The organism is Dyadobacter sp. (genome assembly GCF_051859145.1).
GTDB lineage: Bacteria > Bacteroidota > Bacteroidia > Cytophagales > Spirosomataceae > Dyadobacter.
The window spans coordinates 1-2266 of record NZ_JBHYGF010000506.1; the positions used below are offsets into that span (position 1 = coordinate 1).

Below are 2266 nucleotides of genomic sequence, written 5' to 3' on the forward strand. Positions count from 1 at the left end.
GGCGCATACACTTTGAACCCGATTGAAATACTCTTTTTGTTGTTCCAGGTAGTACCCGATTTCCGTTTGGCGGTAGCCACTACCCTGTTCCCCTCTGTTCCAATCAGGATATCGTAATCTTCAAGCCTGTCTTCGATCTCGTCTTTCGAAAGCTGGTCTTTTCCATTGAAGTTGTTTGGTCTTACAAACATATCCACCTTAAAACCATCACTTTGTCCACCGGTTACTGAAATGGATCCTCCCGAAGTTTCAACAACAAGCTCTTTCAAAGATGCGCTTGTGAACTTCTTGGAAACGTAAGGTTGCTCGTTGTCAGACTGCGCCATCGCGCCGGCAGATAACAGTAATGGAAGTGCGATCAGAAGTAAATGTCTTTTTTTCATGATTATCAGATGTTTGCTCAATGATGCTTAAAACAAGGAAGAAGTTGCGCGGCGCTGGATAAATCACTGGTTTCAGCAAATCTTTGTCTATTTAAAATAATAAACAATAAAATAAAGCCACAAAGTAAGTAATTGTAAAACAACCACTTGCCTTATCAATACTGTTCAAATCCGGACAATTTCGAAGTATAACGCGCACGTGTTTTCAACAACAATAACCGGCAGGAACGATTTTTGAGTTTCTAAGTCCAAACTCAAAATACTTATGAAAACTTACCAAATCCAGGTTAATGATACAGACAATGCATTGGTAACCAAAATCCTGCAAACTCTGGAACAAAGAGGCCTGATTACCCTGCACGTAGACAACCAGATTGAACATCACGAAAAAGCAACACCTGCCACAGAGGAGCAGGTGCAGGAAATTATAGAGGAGGCGGAATTAGGCCCCTACTATTCTGAGAAAGAGGCGAAGAATATCCTGAACCTGTAACTATTTTTTGCGTATTGCAATTACCTTGATTTCGTCGAAAGTACCCGTCTTACCCCAGCCGCATTGAACAGCGGCTTTTTTTCCGGTCTTGCTGTACTTCAATTGAACTGGCGTGAAGCTGTAAGAACCTGTGCTAGCCCCAAGTTCTGCTTCAATTGTCTTGCGTGAAGCTTCGTCCGGCAGCAGCGACCAGGTACTATCCTTGTTTGAAACGCTGAAATGCCACGAACAACCGTCAGACGCCAGCTGATTCGTCCAGGTTGCTTCCACTTCCATTACTTCATCGTCGAGCACGCTTTTATCATCGTGGCAGCCTATCCAGGCAAGCAGGCCGAAAAGTACAATGAGGATTTTCATGTTGTAATGAGTTTACAGGTTTGCTGAATGACTTACAATCCGCATCATTGGTTGCAAATGCAATCGATCGATTTACGCGTTTAAAAAAGATTTGAACCACAAACCCGACTCTTTGATCGTCCGCTGCTGCGTCTTGAAGTCAACAAAAATCAGTCCGAACCTCGCAGCATATCCTTCCGCCCATTCGAAATTGTCCATCAAAGTCCACGCGAGGTATCCATTCACTTTCACGCCTTCATTTTTTGCTATGAGGATTGCAGCCAGATAATCTTCAAAATATTGCCTGCGCTCGGGATCAGCTACTTTTCCGTTTACATAATGATCCTCAAAGGCGGCACCGCTTTCTGACACAATGATTTCCTTAATACCTTCATAAGCAGCGTACTGTTTCAGAATCTTGTACATTCCGTCTGCATCTACTTCCCACCCCATGCTGGTAACCGGTACGTTCCTCAGTTTGGCAGGCACTTCTTTCAGCCAGACTACCGGAGCGAGCCAGGAATGTTTTACGACAACGCTGAAATAGTTTTGTACACCCAGAAAATCAAAGTCAAATCTCAATTTTTCCAAATCTCCTTCACGCATGAAACGATTCAGATTTGACAAAAAAGGAAAATCCTGAACAGGATAACCCAGCCCGAGCGCCGGCTCGACAAAAAGCTTGTTCATCACCGCGTCAGCTCTTTTCGCAGCACGGATATCTGCTGCGCTACCCGACTCCGGATACACATAAGAACAGGAAACAGAAGTACCAATGAATGCACCCGGTACAAGTGCGCGGACTTTCCTTCCGCCTTCGGCCTGGCACAAAGCAAGGTGGTGCACTGCAGGAAGAAAATTCCAGATACCTTTTTTGCCAGGCGCATGCAAACCGGTTGTGTAACCAAGCCCTGCTACCGCCATAGGTTCATTCAGTATGATCCAGTTCTTGACACGGTCTCCGAAAGCTGCGGCGCAAATGGCTGCGTACTCAGAAAACCAGTCTACAACCTGCCGGTTTGTCCAGCCACCAAGATCTTCCAGCGCCTGGGGC

Annotated in this window: 3 protein-coding genes and 1 pseudogene; 1 reads left to right on the forward strand and 3 read right to left on the reverse strand. The window is 45.3% G+C overall.

The genetic code is table 11. The features are described from left to right. Window positions 1-383 (reverse strand): annotated as a pseudogene (locus ACTIE6_RS22925) (DUF4097 family beta strand repeat-containing protein); the annotation flags it as partial. A gap of 265 nt (window positions 384-648) precedes the next feature. Between ACTIE6_RS22925 and ACTIE6_RS22930 the strand changes: the two are divergent. Then, a complete protein-coding gene (locus ACTIE6_RS22930) occupies window positions 649-876 on the forward strand; it encodes a hypothetical protein (protein WP_439558849.1) in 228 nt (75 codons plus the stop codon). Here the strand turns inward: ACTIE6_RS22930 and ACTIE6_RS22935 are convergent, their stop codons facing one another. Then, on the reverse strand, window positions 877-1233 hold the full coding sequence (locus ACTIE6_RS22935; protein ID WP_439558850.1) for a hypothetical protein: 357 nt from the start codon (window positions 1231-1233) through the stop codon (window positions 877-879). It abuts the gene before it with no gap. A 72-nt stretch (window positions 1234-1305) separates the two neighbouring features. Then, window positions 1306-2266, reverse strand: a 961-nt coding sequence (locus tag ACTIE6_RS22940; RefSeq protein WP_439558851.1) for a glycoside hydrolase family 1 protein, incomplete at its 5' end; no start/stop codon positions are given.